A 17,193-nucleotide genomic window follows, 5' to 3' on the forward strand; every position below is an offset into this window, starting at 1 on the left:
ATTTTTGGCTACACTTACACAAGAAATGAAAGATATGATTGGCGCTCAATTAAGTTTTATTGCAACAACTGATGCAACAGGTTATCCTCAAATTGGTCCTAAAGGTACCTTACGTGTTTTAGATGACCATCATTTGATTTATAACGAACACACTGGCAAACAAGCTTGGCAAAATGTTCAAGTCAATCCGCGAGTAGTTGTTGCGACAGTTGATCATCCTAAATTTAAAGGCTTCCGTTTTGAAGGTCCGGTAGAAATTCATACAGATGATGAAATTTTTGCTGCCGCAAAAAAATTCGCAGCTGATTCAGGGCATTTACCTGAACCCAAAGCAGCGATTGTTGTCGACATTACCAAAATTTATTTGTTAGATGCTGGTCCACACGCCGGAGATTTGATTGAAGGCTAAATAGCGGTACACTAGACGTAGACGATCTTAATCGTTTGCGTCTTTTTATTTCATTTAGAAAAGAGGAATTTCATGAAAAATTTTACGACAATTCACCATGTGGCAATTATTGCTTCTGATTACAAAAAAACCAAACAATTTTACGGCGAAATATTATCGTTGCCACTGATTAGAGAACATTATCGAAAAGACCGCAACGACTACAAATTGGATTATCAACTAGACAACGGTGCAGAATTAGAAATATTTGTAGTCGAAAATCCGCCAAAACGTCCTAGTTTTCCTGAAGCTAGTGGTTTACGGCATTTGGCATTTAAAACTGAAAATATCGAAGCTGCCGTTGCATATTTAGAGGAAAAAGATGTTCGTTGTGAGCCTTTGAGAGTGGATGATTTTACTGAAGAGAAGATGACTTTCTTTTTTGATCCTGATGGCTTACCGCTGGAATTACACGAATAAAAAAAGGATGCCCGCCAGTCGGGGAACTGGTGGGCTAGGAGTTAAAAATGAAAAAAAGTGTTAGGGTTTGTTTGTTGGTATGCTTATATATTAATCACAAATTGTGAATATCTTATGAATAAAACTAGGAAATCTTGGGGTTTATTTATAAAGATAAGTTCCTGCTTGTTGCGGAACCACTTCCATATGCCAGCTGAAAATTTGTTGTCCACTATTTTGTGGTGTACCGCCGCCATTGACTGCCGCTGATATAATTTCACCTCTTTCAACGAATGGGTGCAGATAATGATTAAAAGCTTCTTCTAGGGGTGAATTTTTTGTCACACCGACACTCGATTGACTACCTTGACGGTGACTAGAAATATTAAATAGTGGTAGCTCTTTAGTCTCTTGATTTAAAAAATCTTGCATCGCCAGAACTGCTTGATCTAATTTTTGATTTAAGGCTGGTGAAAAATCTTCACTAATAAATTGGATCGTCAAGGGTAAATTGGTTTGCTGAATCACAGCTACTTTATATTTATATGTCATATACATCACCTTTCTTTGTTGTATTCTATTAAACACGAACTTCAAGAATAATTTTTAATCAAAGATAGGGGATTATATGAATGATTGTTTAAGAAAAGGTAAGCAAGTCAATTAAGACAAAAGGATGCCCGCCAGTCGGGGAACTGGCGGGCTAGGAGTTAAAAATGAAAAAATATAGGGTTGTTTGTTGGTATGCATTTATAATAGTCGGAAAATGTGACGAAGTGATGAATAAAATAGGTAAAAAATAGAAAGTTTATTCGACGAAAAATCGGAATTGACAATTTTTTATTTAAGAGTAGAATGATAAAAACATTAAAATTTATAACTGATGACGAGGAAAGTAAATTTTTGACTTGCTTAAGAGAAGCTCTGGTTGGTGCAAAGAGTCAGCAAAAAAAAGATTGAAAATGGCCTCTGAAGTTTTTTTGGCGATAAGTAGTCAAAAACGTCTGGTCTGCGCTAACAGACCGCTGATTGATTGATCAGGCAGAGGGGATTTTTCCCGAACAAAGGTGGTAACACGATATTTTCGTCCTTTTACTAGAAATAGTAAGAGGACTTTTTTTATTTTAAAAACAGAAAAGAGGAATTTATATGACAAAACAAACTATTCCATTCACCGTTGACCATGTAGGTAGTTTTTTACGTCCCCAAGCAATTCACGCGGCCCGTCGACAAGTAAAAGCTGGCGCCTTATCAAAAGAAGAGCTACGAGAAATTGAAGATGCTGCCATTTTAGAATTAGTCGCGCAACAAAAAGCCGCTGGCATAAAAGGGATTACTGATGGTGAATTTCGTCGTGGTTTTTGGCACATTGATTTTCTAGAAAATTTAAATGGTGTGACTGGTTACGTGCCAGAAACTGGCTACAATCAAACTTTTAAAGGCAAAGCAGCCCCTTCTTACAATATTCGGGTCACTGGACCGATTTCCTTTAACCAAGAGCATCCATTTTTAGCAGATTTTGTTTTCTTAAAAAAAGCAGTAGAAACAGATGGTGAACATTTGGCAAAAGCGACCATCCCTAGTCCGACAATGATTTTACGCCAAGAATTATTAGCCAATGATGGTTCCGGTAAAATCCATGAAATCTATCCGAATTTAACCGATTTTTACACTGATTTAGCCACAACTTACCAATCAGCTATCCAAGCTTTTTATGCTTTAGGTTGTCGTTATTTACAATTTGATGATACTAACTGGGCCTTTTTAGCTGATGCTAATAAGCGGAATGAGTTAACGGAAAAAGGCATCAATCCCGATGAAATTGCTGATATTTGTCGTGATATTATTAATCAAGCATTGGCGAATAAACCGGAAGATTTAACAATCACCACTCATATTTGTCGCGGCAATCACGCTTCCTCTTGGCTGTTTTCTGGTGGTTACGAACCAATTGCGGAAGCTTTATTTGCTACAAATTATGATGGCTTCTTTTTAGAATACGATAGCGATCGCTCTGGTGATTTTTCACCTTTACGCCATTGGCACAATCCCGACAGTAAAGTGGTTTTAGGCTTGGTGACTTCAAAATTCCCTGAACTAGAAGACCGACAAGCGATTGAAGCCCGAATTAATGAAGCAACTGAATTTATTCCATTGGAAAATTTAAGTATCAGCCCCCAATGCGGCTTTGCTTCGACTGAAGAAGGCAACCATTTAACAAATGAAGAACAATGGGCTAAAATTCAACTATTACAAGAAATTGCCAAAGATATTTGGTAAGCAAAAACAGCTTGAGGACAACACCTCAAGCTGTTTTTTATCTTTGAATAAAGTAACTGATCAAAGCAAAAATGAAAATGTGGGCAGGATAGAAAATGTAAAAGAAATTCCGCATACTTTTACCTTTTGTTCCGTCATATAAAATAATCGGAATTGCAGAAAGTAGCATCATCCATTGATAATTATCCGTAAAAGGATTGCCCCCGCCAGCAAAATATGAAATCGCCGCAATCACAACTAAACTCAAGACTTGCCAGATTTTCTTACCGTGGAATAAATAAAACAATACTGCTAATAAAACAAATAAAAAGCCGCCTTCAGCTAATAATAAGCTTGGTAAAAGAAATCCTGAAAGTAGTGCAATCCAGTTGACGATCGCTGAACTTCCACCAGTAAAAGCTCCTAATAACGGTAACACACTAGTTAAAATTGGTAATAAAAATAAACCAATGCCACTTAAAATATCTTTACTGGCTTTATTTTTAACACCTGATTTCAAAAATTCAATACTTTGCATATAAATTGTACCGACTAACAAGGTGCCAAAAATATTATTAATCACAATCGCATTACCTATTGCAAAATATGTATTTAAAATCCAATCACCAACACTCATAATCCAGAAGCCGATTAACAAACGAAACATATATTTTTTTCGATTACTAGTATGGATAAATCCTTCTGAGCTTTCAAATAAGAAAAGCGGTGCTGCGATTCGACCAATCCAATGAAACCACAATGGAATGCCTAAAAATGAGAAAAACTGTCCCAAATGATCGAAGACCATCGTAATAACACCGATGACTTTAATTTGAAACCCATTTACTTTTGTCTTCATATAAATCCCCTTTTATCTTTTTTTCTATCTTAAATGAAATTCTTTTTTACGACCATCGAGACAGCTAACAACCGTCTTACATTTTTGTTCGCAAAAAAGACTATCCAAAAATTCGGATAGTCCTATCTGTTATTTTCTTTTTAAACGAATCATTTTATCAATTTCAGTGATAACTAAAATAATCACACCAGAAGCAATCGCAATCCCCCAAGCAGTCCATGACATACTTGCTGTATGGAAAGCCTGCTGCATAAATGGCACGTAGGTTAACAACAGCTGCAAGATCAGCATAATCCCAATAATCAAAAATGCTTTCGGATTACTAAAAAAGGACTTCGATATCACTGGTTGACTGGTACGAATATTAAATAGATAGAAAATTTTACTCAAGACAACAATATTTACCATCATCGTGCTAGCCACGACTTGACTGACTCCTTGATCCAATAGCCAATCATGAGCGACTATACTGATTAAAGCCATAATCACTGAGACATAAGCCATCTGCCAAATATCATGACGATTCAACAAACTACTACCGGTTTTTCGTGGTTTACGTTTCATTAAGCCAGCTTCTGCCGGTTCGAAAATAAAGGCAAACTGAATAGTGATTGCCGATACCATGTTAATCCATAATAATTGAGTGGGTTGTAAAGGCATCTCTTTTTGCATCAAAATTGTAAAAGCAATAATCAACCCTTCAGCAAAGGAAGTAGGCAATAAAAATAAAATACTTTTCTTAATATTGTCATAAATCCGTCGTCCTTCACGAATCGCCACCGACATTGTCCCAAAATTATCATCAGTCAAAATCATATCGGCGGAATCTTTGGCTACGTCAGTCCCTTTCATCCCCATTGCTACACCGATGTCCGCCCGTTTTAAAGCTGGCGCATCGTTGACTCCGTCACCAGTCATGGCAGTTACCTTGCCGCTATCTTGGAGGGCTTCAACGATATCCATTTTATTTTTTGGCGTGGTGCGGGCAAAAACTTGATTATTTAAAACCGCTTGTTTAAAATCTTCACCGGTTAATTCATCTAATTCGCCGCCAGTAATGACTTTAATTTTAGGCGCCAATCCTAATTTTTCACCGATTGCCTTAGCAGTTAAAGGATGGTCACCGGTAATCATTTTGACTGCAACACCAGCATCGTTCATTTCTTTCAAAGCTGGAATAACTTCTTCTCGTGGCGGATCGATAATTCCAGCGACACCGATTAGACAAATCCCTGCTTCTAATAATTCATGGGTAATTTCCGTCACACTGGCTGGCATTTTTTGGTAGCCAACCGCCACTACCCGTTTGCCTTCTGCCGATAAATCAGTGACATGTTTTTGCCAATAATTCTTATCAAAATCACTTTCTGATTCTTCCGCCATCACAAATAATTTATCTGGCGAGCCTTTGATAAATAAGATTTTTTCACCTGCAGGATTTTCGACTAATTTTGCCATGTAACGATAATCGGAATCAAATGGCAGCATGTCAATCTCTTGATATTCAGGTGCGTCACAGCCTAATGCTTTATAATATAAAGTTAAAAATGAGCCATCAGTTGGTTCACCATTGATTTGCCAGCGTCCGTCTTCTTCTACCAAAACTGTATCATTGGCTTCATAACCAGCCTCAAGAAAAAGTTTTAGTTGTTGGCTGATTGTCGCTTTTTGACCTTCTTGCAAAATTTCACCGGTTGGCTGATAACCATCACCAGATACTTGATAATGACAATCGCGGAAAATAATATCTTTAACAGTCATTTCATTTTTTGTCAGCGTACCAGTCTTATCAGTAGCTACTACGTCAACTGAACCTAATGTTTCAACTGCCGGTAAAGTTTTAACAATTGTGTGTTTATTTTTTGCCATGTCACTAACACCCATTGCTAAAACCACTGAGGTTGTTGCTGGTAATCCTTCTGGAATTGAACCAACAATCATTGTCACTACCGCTAATGATAAAACGGAAAGTGAATAAGTTTTCAAAAACAAACTCACAATAAACAATACAATCGCAACACCCATAATCACATAGGTAATCCCTTTTCCTAAATCATCAATTTCTTGCATCAATGGCGTTTTACGATCATCAGCATTATTGACTTCAGTGGAAATTTTCCCGATCTCCGTTTGAGCGCCGACAGCAACTACAACACCCTCACCACTACCAGAAGTGACTGAAGTCGAAGCAAACGCCAAATTATTTTGCTCAGCTAAGGGAGTTTCACTATTTTCCAACGCTTCGATTTCTTTTTCAACGGAATCGGGTTCACCTGTCAACGCTGATTCCTGAATGCGTAGATTATCAGCCTCAACAATTCTCAAATCTGCCGGCACATTGTCCCCAGCTTCTAAGAAGACAACATCGCCTACAACAATGTCTTCTGCTGGCACATCGGTTCGAATGCCTTCACGATAAACCGTTGCCTCTGCTGACATCATTTCCTTAATTCGTTCTAATGCGTCAGAGGCGTTGGCTTCTTGGAAATAACCAATCAAAGCATTGACGATGACTACAATAGCAATAATCATCGCATCAGAACGGTGCCCCATGATTAACGTTAACAACGCTGAAATCATCAAAATATAAATAATCATATTGTTAAACTGTCGTAAAAACAAACGCCATTTTGGTGTTTTTTTACTTTCAATTTTGTTGGGACCATATTTGGCCAATTGTTCTTTGACTTGTTGTTCTGACAAACCTTCTGTTAACTCATTAATCTGATATTTTTCTAAAGTTTCTTCTACAGTTAATTGAAAATCTTTTTTATTCATGTGTCTCTCCATCCTATTTTTTAAATTCAAACAAACAAAATAAGCCCCTTAAACCACACTTGATAAAAGTGCCGATTAACGCGCCAAAGCCTGTTTATTCACGTAAAAAATAAGTTAAAGCTACTAAGATTTTCTGCTCACCGTCGGGGGAGTCACTACTCATGATTTTACCACCTCCAAATTTTTTTGATGACTAAATCATAACAGCAGTTCTGGCCAAATGTCAAATTCAGAGAAAACATTTTAACAAAATGCTCTCTCTAAAAAGTAATCTCAAACACCGAAATTTCTGGTATCACACCAAAACGGGCATGCACTGAGGTCGTACCAATTCCAGTGTTAACATACAGTTTGGTGCCGTCAGCTAAAGTATACAAACCACGAGTATACTTTTTGGCTAACACATTGGTAACTTGATAAAAAGGTAACCAAACTTGTCCACCATGACTGTGTCCAGCTAAAACTAACTGGGTATCCGTTCCAATAAAATCATCCGCCACGTCTGGTTCGTGAGTCAATAAAATCGAATAATCGACTTGCGAACGATAACTTAATGTAGCATCGACTGATGGATTTCCTAACAACGAATCATCCAATCCGCCAATAAAAACTTGCTTCCCATTCACATCAATCGTTTCGCCATCATTTTGCAAGACAGTAAAATCGGCACTATTCATCACATAACGATAAATATTGGCAGCCCCTCCGCCATAATCATGATTGCCCCAGACAGCATACTTACCAATTGTTGCTTGCATATTTTTCAGCTGTTGAATAATTTCTGTTTCATTGGCATATTGACTGTAATTATCAAATAAATCACCGGTAAAAACAATGATATCTGGCTTTTTTTGATTTACTTTATCGACAATTTTGGTTAAACGATTGACTTGATAACTTTCTGAAACTTGAATATCTGATAACTGCAGAACTTTTAATTCAGTCTTCGCTTCCCCGTAAGACAAAGGAATATGATGAACCACTGATAACCGAGGTTCAATTTTAAAAGCGTAAATCGGAATGAATACGACGATTAAAAAAAGTAACAGTAGGATTTTTTTGATTATTTTTCTTGTCTTCATTTATTTCTCCCGACTGGCACGATCGTCCCAATGTTTTCAGCTAATTTTTGATAAAGGATCACAATTGATAATCCGATAGTCACAGTTAAAGCGATCGCTAGTATTTTAATAATTAATTGTCTTTTTTGTTTGTTGGTCATGTTGTCATCTCCTCTTTAAAAAGAATAAAGAAGAAATGTGCAAAACTTGTGCAAAAAAAGAAGCAATGTCAAAAACATTACTTCAAAGGTAGTTTTATTACTGCAATAAATTGATTGTCTGCTTGCCTTAATTCCAACTGTCCACCTAAAGCGACCAAAGCTTCTTGGACAATCGACAAACCTAAACCTGTTCCAGCTAGATGCTGATTACGAGAAGTTTCTCCTACCACAAAAGGATCTGCTAAATGCGCCAACAGCTCAGCTTCAAGATTATTGGCATTATTCTTGAAGGTTACATAGTAAGCCCCGTTTTTTTCTTTGCCACTAATTTCCAATCTTTTATCTAAACTATATTTCATACCATTCGTAATCAAATTCAATAAAATAATTCGCAACAATTCTAGATTCGTTGTTAACTGACAATCTGCAATCTTTACCGTAAATTGAAATTTCGGATCAATTTTCTGGGCTTGTTGGATTTCTTGCAGGATTACTGGCTGAATCGCTACTTCAGTCATCGTTAAGGCTTCTTTCTCCTGTTGACTAAAGTTAAGTATTTGGCCAACCAGTTGATTCATTTGGTGAATCTGCTGATCTAAATCAGCTAAAAAAGTTGGACTAGTGATACCCATTTTTTCACTATCCACCAGTAGCTGCATTACCGACATGGGAGTTTTAATTTCATGAGCTAAATTACCGGCAAAATTTTTTAATTGCTGATTGCGTTTTAGTAGGCTGGTTTCATGTTGTTGCAGTGATTGATTCATTTGATTAATTGACTGACTTAACAATTTTAACTCATTGGTTTCTTCCACTGGGGTTTCCGCAAAATCTAGTTGCGAGATTTGACTCGTCCGCTGAACTAATCGATTAACTGGTTGAATGATTTGTTTGCGAACAATCAAGTACAATAAACCACTTAAAATCAATAAAAATAATACGACAGCTAATAAAACCAACGGTAACATAATACTCAATGCCTGACGGAAATTAGGAATACTCGTCCCCACCAAATACAAGGTTTGCCCTTTGTGGAAATAACGAGTATAAAAATCGGTTCCTTGGCGGCTTTGATTATACAATCGTTGCACCGCTTCTTGTTGGGTCAACTTCGCTAAAGAAGCTTGATCCACCCAAAATTTATTTAAAGAAATACCTTGTCGCTGTAATTTAAAGCTGATCGCATCATTCAAATCGGTCTCTGAAAAAGATTGATATTCCGGTATTTTGACAATTACGACAGCGGAATCCAGCTGAGCCTCTTGATTGTTTTGAATCTTTTTTTCGGCTGTTTTTACTGGCTGTTCCATCTTCCAATAATAATAAGTAGGGAAAAGATAGCGATAGAACAAACCAAAAACTGCCAACATCAAAACAAAGACTACTAAAATACGCTTCATCAATGCCGCCGTCAAACTATTTTTCGGGAATCTCAAAACGATACCCCCTGCCGTAAACTGTTTGAATCAGTTCTTTACCGAACTTGTACCGCAAAATCCGCACAAAACTATCAACCGTTCTTACGTCATTTTCATTATCCATGCCCCAGACCGCTAATAAAATTTGTTCTCGTGATAAGACTAGCGCTTGATTTTGATAAAAATAGTAAAGCAATTCATATTCTTTCTTACTCAACTTTATTTCTTGATCTTTAAATAAAACTTGCTGCTTATCAGGAACCACAACCAATTTCTGGTTAGGAGTTTGACCTAAAATACCTAGTAATTTTGCAACCCGCGCTAATAAAACTTCTGCATGAAAAGGTTTGGCTAAATAGTCGTCTACACCCGATACTAGGGCTTCAACTTCATCATTGGGTAAATTTTTAGCCGTCAGCATCAAAATTTTGATGGTTGTTTCTTGTTTCATCTGTTTTGCTGCCGTTAAACCGCTGATTTTTGGCATCATCCAATCCATGATGACCAAATCAAATTTTGTTTGATAAAAATAATCCAATGCCTCTTCACCATCCCGTGCTTCCACCACTTGATAACCTTGATGTAGTAAAATACGACTAATGAGCTGACGCATCTGATCTTGATCTTCACATAATAATATTTTCATTTTTTCCCTCGTATCATTAATTATCCGCTTATTTTATCGGATTTTTATTCCAGTAGATAGTCCCTTTACAAAAAAATAAAAACCTTCTCGCTCTTGAGAAGGTTTTGACTTAAATCACTTGGTCCATTTGCTGCAAAGTCTCTTTGACTTCACCTAGAAGCTGTAATTTCCGAAATTTACTAACAGCTTGTCGTTGCTTTAACATGGCATAATCTTTTTCGCGAATCACTGACAATTGTTCGCGATAAATCATTGCTGCGGCCAATAAAGCTGGTCGACAATCAGCATCGATTAACGGCATCATCACTAAAGAATCATCATATAGAGTTTCGGCATAATTAGCCAATTCTTCCCAGACAGTTACTAAAGCTTGCGTTGGTTTGCTATTGTTAAACATCTTTTCCGTTACGCCAAAAGCCGCTAACTGATCTTGCGGTAAATAAATTCGGCCCATCTGATAATCCTCACCAATATCTCGTAAAATATTGGTAATCTGCATAGCTTCACCTAATTTTTTCGCTGGTTCTTGAATCTCAGCTGCATGACTAGAAAGAATTGGCAACAGCATCAAACCTACGCTACCGGCAACATAATAACAATATTCTGTTAGCTCAGCTAAATCTTTCGGTTGCTTAAAATCAATGTCTCTTCTTTGACCAGCAATCATGTCATAAAAGGGTTGAATATCCATCGGAAAAGTCGCAAAAACAACTGCTAAAGCCCTCCAAATGGGATCATCAGCTACTATCCCATTTTCAAAATCAACTAATTGATCAGCTAATACTTGCAATTGGACTTCATCTTGCGCCAAATCAATCAAATCATCGGCCCGTCGACAAAATGCGTAAACCGCATAAACACTTTGAGCTTTTTCTTTGGGTAATTGGGAAAAAGCTGTGTAAAAAGTTTTCGAATGTTTTTTGATAACTGTCTCGCAATAGGTAAAATCTTGTTTGTGGGCGCTAAAATCGGTTGAATTATTCTTCATCCTTTAACAACTCCTCTACTGCTAATTTGGCACTTTGCATCACAATCGGCACGCCAGCACCAGGATGGGTACTACTGCCACAGAAATATAAGTTCTCCGCGTAAGCGAATTTATTATGGGGACGATAATAATTACTTTGCTTCAGAGTTGGTTTCAAGCCAAAAGTGGCGCCATTATACGCATTGAAATTTTCCTTAAAATCATCAGGCGTGTAATACGATTCTGAAATAATATGTTGATCAATATCAGTAAAATCGGTTTTATTTTTGATTTTCGCAATAACTTTGTCACGATATTTCGCCACGGCTTCATCTGACCAATCATCATATTTCGACAATTCTGGTACCGGAACCAAGACATACAAACCTTCTTGATTTTCAGGTGCTAAACTCTTATCCATTTTAGAAGGTCGGTATAAATAAAATGAAGGATCTTCTGGCAAATGACCTAGCTCAAATAAATCATCGACATTTTGTTTAAAGTCATCAGCAAAATAAATACTATGGAGATTTTTACCGGCATATTCTTTATCCAAACCTAAATACAACAAGAAACAAGAACAAGAATATTCCATTTGCTGAATTTTTTTATCAGTATATTTACCGCGTTTTTTCTCGTCAGGAATCAATTTCTCCATCGCATAAGGAAAATCAGCTCCACAAACTACCGCATCCGCTGAAATTTTTTCACCATTTACTTTTACCCCAGTAGTTTTTTTATCTTCGATTACAATTTCTTCTATCGGAGTATTGTAATGAATCGTGCCGCCTAATTCCGTCAATAATTTTGCCAATGAGGTCGCTAAAGTGAACATGCCACCTTTAATAAAATAAACGCCATAAAATAATTCAATCATGGGAATAATGGTATAAAGTGACGGACCTTGATACGGCGAAACGCCAATATATAACGTTTGAAAAGCCAATGACTTTCGCAGCCGTTCATCTTTTACAAACTTAGAAATTGAACTATATGCATCGTTAAAAGTCCGTAATTTCAAACCCGACCATAAAGATTTTGGATTATAAAAATCCCAGACACTACGAAACGATTTATTAATAAATGCATCTTTTGCGATAATATAACGTTTATAAATATCAGCTAAAAAAGCAAAATAACCTTGCGCATCTTCTTCTGAAATGCTTTCTAACGTCTTCGTCAATTCCACCAAATCATTGGATAAAGTCAACGGTTCTTCTTGGGAAAAATACAGTTTCAACATCGGCTCCACTTTTTCCATCGGAATATAATCATCTGGATTAACGCCAGCAAAAGTAAAGACCTCTTGATAAATGTCCGGCATCATAACAATCGTCGGACCTACGTCAAAAGTAAAACCATCTTTTTTAATTTGATTCATTTTTCCGCCAGGTTGACTATCTTTTTCAAACAATTCCACTTGATAGCCTAATTTTTGCAAACGAACCGCTGCACTAAGCCCCGCTACTCCTGCACCAACCACGATTATTTTTTTCATTTTTTCGAACTCCTTAAAAATTTATCATTTGATTAAAATTATAGCAGTTTTCATCAATATTGTTTGTTTTACTGCTCTAAAAGAACTTTTTGAAAAAAGAAAAAATACCTAATCACAAACCGAAAGATTGTGGTTAGGCACTTTATCACTTTTTTTTATGGCATAGAATTTCTGATTGTATTTTTTATTTAAATAATTTTGAAGCCAATAGATTTTTCAACTCAAAGCCAGTATTCATCTTCGAATAAATTGAACACACTACAAATAAATCCTTGTCAGCAAATTTGACAATTTTATAACGCCCCGAAGAAGCAGGAATATGATGATGTCCATGAATTGCACCAATTATCCGATAATCGGCAAATAATTGCTCAATCGCCGGATCTGAACAAGTATAATCTTGATTGTAGGCTTCACTAGTAGCTGAAAGCATACTCAACTCATTAAACAATGGTGCATGAGAAACAATCACTGTCGGAATTTGATGATCTTCTGCCAATAATTTCTGCAATGTTTCCAGAATAAATTTCTGCTGCTCCTTCTTGCGATCAACCAACGAAACTGGAATCGTTAAACCAATATAGCGCGTTCCCTCATGAATCACACTGCTATTATGTAACACCGTCATTTGCGGAAATCTATTTTCAAGCTCAGTTTTTACTACCTGATAAAACGCATGATCTCCCGTCGGCAATAAATACCACGCTTCATCAGGATCAATTAAAAGCTGTTTGAACCACATATAATTCTTAAATGGTTGCCACTTTTCAGCCGTTGGATCTTCATTTAAAACATCGACAATATCATGATGACCAATCAAATAAATCCCGCGGATCGTTTTATCTGTCACTTGTGAATCAGAACTATCACCAACTAAAATATTGAAATGCTGATTGCTAAAAGGCAATTTGCCATCTGTTGCGTGAATATCAGAAACAACATTTATCAGATTGGTATTTTCAGTCTCATGAACATTTTCAAAATGAGTGGTTAATTCATCTGGATGAACACTGTGGGCAATATAATTTTCCCGCACTTTAGCCAATTCAGCACCATATTCTGAACGTAACAATGGTTTGGTGTTGACCTTTGGTACTTGATATTCACCAACAATTGACCGTTGCAGTTCCTGCGGCAATAAAGCCAATGCAGAAGAAATGTCCGAATCAAAAGTCAATAATTGCTGCTGCTTCCCTTCACTTTGTGCTTCGGTAGCCAACAACTGGACACTTTTCCCATCAGTCATCAATGGCAACGACTGGGTCAACTGAACCACAAAATTCAAATACTCCGCCAAATAACCAGCAATCCCCGTCTTCACATTCTCACTAAATAAAAACTTCCCCGCCAAGTTCGCCGACAGCGGGCCCGTCTCATCATGCTGCAACAAACGCCCCAGAATCTGAATCTCCAACAAAGGATTATCCAAAATAGCCTGATACGCCTCAATCACTTCAGGCGAATCAGCCTCAACTCTTTTTCCCGTCACTTGAAAAATACTCAACGATAAATATTTCTCCAAATTTTTCTTGTGAGACACAACATATTTCCGCACTTCCTCCGGATGAAGCAAATACTGAATCGCTCCTCGCTGAATATAATTTCTCGCTGTATCATAAGGAATCGCCGAATACACCAAATCCCCCCTTGAAGAAATAGCCAAACTGTTTTCCCGCACATTACAAGTCAGTTGAAAATAATCATTTTTAAATAATGTCTTGTTGACGGGATGACGAGCGTTCTCTGGATAGAGGGCGAAACGGGTGGTGAGTTCGGGTGGAAGAAGTTGGATTATTTCAGATGGGAGGAAAGGAGATATATTCCTTTTTATTAAAGCATCGTTTGTTTTTTTTGAGTTCATTAGGTGATCTCCTTTACTAGTCATTCAATAATAACGATCATCTGGAAAAAAATTTTCCAATTAGTTTAAAAATAGCATTGAACAATTTCTTCAACATTTGATTTAAAACAGTGTCTCTCAGAATGTTTCATTTGTGCTTTGAACCAGTTGCTTATTTCTGGGATATTTTTAGCATCATATTCATCAAATAACTCTTCCCAAATTTCTAATAGTAAAATGCCAATTTCAAAAAGCTCGCCTTCCTCATCTTCGATATCAATAAATCCGATTTCATTTAAGTATGAGAATACTGAATTCAAATTAATTACGTTTATGTAGGTGTTTTCTTCCAATCAAAATAGGTTCTTCGATTAATACTATTTTACTACATCAATAAATCAAAAAACACCTAGCTTATAAGCTAAGTGTCAGTAGTTGATACTCATAATACAGTGATCATATAAAAACTGTTTAATTTTTGATCGATCAGCAGTTTCGTAAAATGCAATCTAAACCCTTCCTAATTCCTAGTCACCAGATTCTAATCTATCTAGTTTTTTACTGCCAAACCATAAAATAATTCCAAATAAAATCACTACAGCTCCTACTATTCCGTAGTTTCTTTGGAATAAAATTGGATTATTCGTCTCTATTAATGAATATATTTTAGGATATATCATCGTAGAGAAGAAAACTGCTACTGGCCAAAAACCTAATAAAAATCCCATCAGTTTTGCTGGGGCTAATTTAGTTATAAAGGCGTTCCCTAAAGGAGAAAAAACCATTTCACTGATTGAGAATAACAATCCAATTATCACAAACCAACCAAAAGAAGCATTCCCATTTCCAATTAAATCGGCTACAACCATGACTACGTAAATTAAGCCTGCAAAAATTAAACCTAATGCAGTTTTTTTGAACATACTTATATCACCTTTTGGACGATTTGCCATCCTAGTCCAAAAACGTCCTATTATGGGACCCATGATTATACATCCTAATGCATTTATGGAGTCAACATAAGATGTTGGAACTTGGAAACCAAAAATAATCCAATTTGCTCGCTCCAGAAATCCTGGCCCATCTCCATAACCAAAATAATAATATACAGGCATAAAAGCCATATACCAAACTGCCCAAAAAACGATCGATAGTAATGTCACTAAAACAATTGCTAATATTCTTTTCTTATCCCCAGAAGACAAAGAGACTTGGTCACTATTATTTTTTCCTGCAGAATCATATTTTCTTTGATCTATTTTAAATGGGTATTTACCTGCATCACCTAAGGATTTCATATTTAAAATAAACCATAGCGCATCAATAAAAAGAATGATGGCACAGACTAAAAATACTAGATTATATCCGATTACTGGAATTAATAATACTAAAAATGTTGTTCCAATAAACATACCTATGTTTACAAATGAATATTGAATTGAAAAAGCTTCGTTCAGCTCTTTTTCATCATTAAACAATAAAGCATTAACTCCAGATAAATTTCCTTTAAATAGTCCTGTGCCTACAGAAACAAACGCAATCATTAACCAAACCATCGACAAAGAGTCAGCTTGCCATGTAAATAAATATCCGACACCCATTAAAATCATTCCTATAGCTACACACAATCGAGGGCTTATCCAATAATCGGCTAACCAACCACCTAGCATCGGAGTTATATAAGTCATCGCTACGAAAGCGCCGGAAACAGCAGCGCCTTCTGCCGTAGTCAATCCTAACCCTCCAGCACTGACTTTTACAGCAATCCATATCGCTAACATATATTTAACTGTATAAAATGATATTCTTTCAAAAGAGAAACCCAAAGAACATACATAGAATCCAAACGGTTTTTTTATAATTTCCACCTTCTAACTCTTAGAATTTAAATTTTAGATTAATTATGATCCTGCATTTAAAATGCCAAAAGTTTCAGGTATAGTACTACCACCATCAATTACAATACCCTCTCCTGTTATATATGATGATTTATCTGATGCAAGAAATGCTGCTAGATTCCCGATGTCATCAATCGTCGCAAGTCTCTTTAATGGCACTGGTTCGGCCATATCTTTCAAAGCACTTTCTGGATCATCTGGTCTGCTAATCTTTGCAGATCTTTCAGCCATTGGTGTTCTTACGTATCCAGGCATGATTGCATTAACAGTTATTTGATATTTAGCAGCTTCCACAGCTAACGCTCTTGTAAAACCTAAAATTCCTGATTTTGTTAGAGAATACGCACACATTCCTTCATCGCAAACGATTGGACCTGTTACTGATGAAGTATTTATAATACGTCCATATTTTTGTTCTTTCATATATTTATAAACGGCTTGTGTCATGTTCCAAACACCATAGATATTCACACCGAATATAAAATCTGTAACATCTTCTGTTTGATCTTCAAACTTGGCTCTTTTGTTTACTCCGGCATTATTGTGCAATATATCTATTTTCTTATATTTCTTAATTATTCTTTCGATAGTCTCCTCAACGTTACTCTTATTTCTAACATCAACAATCATACCTTCAGCTTTGTATCCATCCTTCATGATTTTTTCAGCACTGGAGAAAACGTTCTCATTAATGTCTAAAAGAATCACTGTTGCGCCATCTTCAGCCATCATTCGTGCACTTCCATAACCTATTCCCGATGCCCCTCCTGTAATAACTGCAATCTTATTTTCTAAATTCTTCATACAAACTCTCCTTTTCTTATTTGTAAGTTATTTCACAATACAACTTATTATACATCTTTATTATCATATATCAATAATAATCATTTATTTTTAAAAAATATATATTCGGTAAATTTATCCAGTCAATATATATATATAAACATTATTTATATGCAAG

General features: G+C 36.3%; 16 protein-coding genes and 1 other annotated feature. Of the genes, 3 read left to right on the plus strand and 13 right to left on the minus strand.

The features are described 5' to 3' along the window. Positions 1–4 precede the first annotated feature (4 nt). The gene (locus tag KUA55_RS14625; protein WP_218327128.1) at positions 5–409 is read left to right on the plus strand and encodes a pyridoxamine 5'-phosphate oxidase family protein; all 405 of its coding nucleotides are present in this window, start codon (positions 5–7) and stop codon (positions 407–409) included. A 72-nt stretch (positions 410–481) separates the two neighbouring features. After that, positions 482–868, plus strand: coding sequence for an SMU1112c/YaeR family gloxylase I-like metalloprotein (gene gloA2, locus KUA55_RS14630; RefSeq protein ID WP_218327129.1), 387 nt, complete (start codon positions 482–484; stop codon positions 866–868). Between the two features lie 141 nt (positions 869–1,009). On the opposite strand, the gene KUA55_RS14635 is transcribed toward gloA2, so the two are convergent. Further along, complete coding sequence (locus tag KUA55_RS14635) at positions 1,010–1,399, minus strand: hypothetical protein (RefSeq protein ID WP_218327130.1); 390 nt, start codon at positions 1,397–1,399, stop codon at positions 1,010–1,012. A gap of 322 nt (positions 1,400–1,721) precedes the next feature. Beyond that, positions 1,722–1,942, plus strand: a binding site (T-box leader). A 54-nt stretch (positions 1,943–1,996) separates the two neighbouring features. Here KUA55_RS14635 and KUA55_RS14640 point away from each other — a divergent pair. Continuing rightward, positions 1,997–3,127: a 5-methyltetrahydropteroyltriglutamate--homocysteine S-methyltransferase gene (locus KUA55_RS14640; RefSeq protein ID WP_218327131.1), complete on the plus strand. Its 1,131-nt coding sequence runs from the start codon at positions 1,997–1,999 to the stop codon at positions 3,125–3,127. Positions 3,128–3,164: 37 nt separating this feature from the next. Here the strand turns inward: KUA55_RS14640 and KUA55_RS14645 are convergent, their stop codons facing one another. The 12 genes from KUA55_RS14645 to KUA55_RS14700 form a co-directional block, all read right to left on the minus strand. Continuing rightward, positions 3,165–3,965 carry a TraX family protein gene (locus tag KUA55_RS14645; protein WP_218327132.1) on the minus strand — a complete coding sequence of 267 codons (801 nt, stop codon included), beginning with the start codon at positions 3,963–3,965 and terminating at the stop codon, positions 3,165–3,167. Positions 3,966–4,094: 129 nt separating this feature from the next. Then, complete coding sequence (locus KUA55_RS14650) at positions 4,095–6,743, minus strand: HAD-IC family P-type ATPase (protein ID WP_218327133.1); 2,649 nt, start codon at positions 6,741–6,743, stop codon at positions 4,095–4,097. Between the two features lie 260 nt (positions 6,744–7,003). Beyond that, positions 7,004–7,825, minus strand: coding sequence for a metallophosphoesterase (locus KUA55_RS14655; RefSeq protein ID WP_218327134.1), 822 nt, complete (start codon positions 7,823–7,825; stop codon positions 7,004–7,006). Further along, the gene (locus KUA55_RS14660) at positions 7,822–7,965 is read right to left on the minus strand and encodes a hypothetical protein (RefSeq protein WP_218327135.1); all 144 of its coding nucleotides are present in this window, start codon (positions 7,963–7,965) and stop codon (positions 7,822–7,824) included. Before KUA55_RS14660 ends, KUA55_RS14655 begins: the two co-directional genes overlap by 4 nt. Positions 7,966–8,042: 77 nt before the next feature. Beyond that, the gene (locus tag KUA55_RS14665) at positions 8,043–9,401 is read right to left on the minus strand and encodes an ATP-binding protein (protein WP_246601545.1); all 1,359 of its coding nucleotides are present in this window, start codon (positions 9,399–9,401) and stop codon (positions 8,043–8,045) included. Next, entirely contained in the window at positions 9,382–10,029 is a 648-nt protein-coding gene (locus KUA55_RS14670; RefSeq protein WP_218327136.1) for a response regulator transcription factor, read from the minus strand. Before KUA55_RS14670 ends, KUA55_RS14665 begins: the two co-directional genes overlap by 20 nt. A 109-nt stretch (positions 10,030–10,138) precedes the next feature. Then, entirely contained in the window at positions 10,139–11,017 is an 879-nt protein-coding gene (locus tag KUA55_RS14675; RefSeq protein WP_218327137.1) for a phytoene/squalene synthase family protein, read from the minus strand. Continuing rightward, positions 11,007–12,494, minus strand: a complete 1,488-nt coding sequence (locus KUA55_RS14680; RefSeq protein ID WP_218327138.1) for a phytoene desaturase family protein — start codon at positions 12,492–12,494, stop codon at positions 11,007–11,009. Before KUA55_RS14680 ends, KUA55_RS14675 begins: the two co-directional genes overlap by 11 nt. 184 nt (positions 12,495–12,678) lie before the next feature. Beyond that, complete coding sequence (locus KUA55_RS14685) at positions 12,679–14,355, minus strand: metallophosphoesterase family protein (RefSeq protein WP_218327139.1); 1,677 nt, start codon at positions 14,353–14,355, stop codon at positions 12,679–12,681. A 65-nt stretch (positions 14,356–14,420) separates the two neighbouring features. Beyond that, a complete protein-coding gene (locus KUA55_RS14690; RefSeq protein ID WP_218327140.1) occupies positions 14,421–14,687 on the minus strand; it encodes a hypothetical protein in 267 nt (88 codons plus the stop codon). 174 nt (positions 14,688–14,861) lie between these two features. Next, the gene (locus KUA55_RS14695; RefSeq protein WP_343214731.1) at positions 14,862–16,202 is read right to left on the minus strand and encodes a peptide MFS transporter; all 1,341 of its coding nucleotides are present in this window, start codon (positions 16,200–16,202) and stop codon (positions 14,862–14,864) included. Between the two features lie 33 nt (positions 16,203–16,235). Beyond that, positions 16,236–17,036, minus strand: coding sequence for a glucose 1-dehydrogenase (locus tag KUA55_RS14700; RefSeq protein WP_218327141.1), 801 nt, complete (start codon positions 17,034–17,036; stop codon positions 16,236–16,238). Positions 17,037–17,193: the final 157 nt, after the last annotated feature.

Source organism: Enterococcus alishanensis (assembly GCF_019218635.1).
Taxonomy (GTDB): domain Bacteria; phylum Bacillota; class Bacilli; order Lactobacillales; family Enterococcaceae; genus Enterococcus_A; species Enterococcus_A alishanensis.